Origin of the sequence: Bacillus cereus group sp. BfR-BA-01316 (assembly GCF_022664195.1) — a bacterium.
Taxonomy (GTDB): domain Bacteria; phylum Bacillota; class Bacilli; order Bacillales; family Bacillaceae_G; genus Bacillus_A.
This window is the reverse complement of the sequence record NZ_JAKUGX010000089.1, coordinates 1-631: the sequence shown is the minus strand read 5'-3', so window position 1 is coordinate 631 and position 631 is coordinate 1. Positions and strand designations below refer to the sequence as shown.

Sequence of the window (631 nt, the reverse complement as noted above, 5' to 3'; positions counted from 1 at the left end):
TTGAAACAACAGAAGACTTGAAAGAAGAAAAACCAGAAGAACCAAAGGTGACAGAGGAGCCGAATGTGCTTGAAAAGCCAGAAGAACCAAAGGTGACAGAAGAGCCGAATAAGCTAGATAAGCCAGAGGTAACAGAAAAACCGGAAATCTGGGTAAAACCAGAAGAAGAACAAGTGGAAGAAGAAACAACAGAAGAGTTAAAAGAAGAAAAACCGGAAATACCAAAGGTGACAGAGGAAACAAATGTGTTAGAAAAACCAGAGGTAACAGAAAAACCGGAGATCTTAGTAACACCAGAAGAAGAGAAAAATAAAGAAGAAACAACAGAAGAAATAGAAGAGTCATTAAAACCGGAAGAGCCAAAGGTGACAGAAGAACCAAATGTGTTAGAGAAGCCAGAGGTAACAGAAAAACCGGAAATCTTAGTAACACCAGAAGAAGAGAAAAATAAAGAAGAAACAACAGAAGAAATAGAAGAGTCATTAAAACCGGAAGAGCCAAAGGTGACAGAAGAACCGAATGTGTTAGAGAAGCCAGAGGTAACAGAAAAACCGGAGATCTTAGTAACACCAGAAGAAGAGAAAAATAAAGAAGAAACAACAGAAGAGTTAAAAGAAGAAAAACCGGAAAC

At 38.0% G+C, this 631-nt stretch carries 1 pseudogene; it reads left to right on the top strand.

The features are described from left to right. Positions 1-631, top strand: a pseudogene (locus MR071_RS25060) (Cna B-type domain-containing protein); the annotation flags it as partial.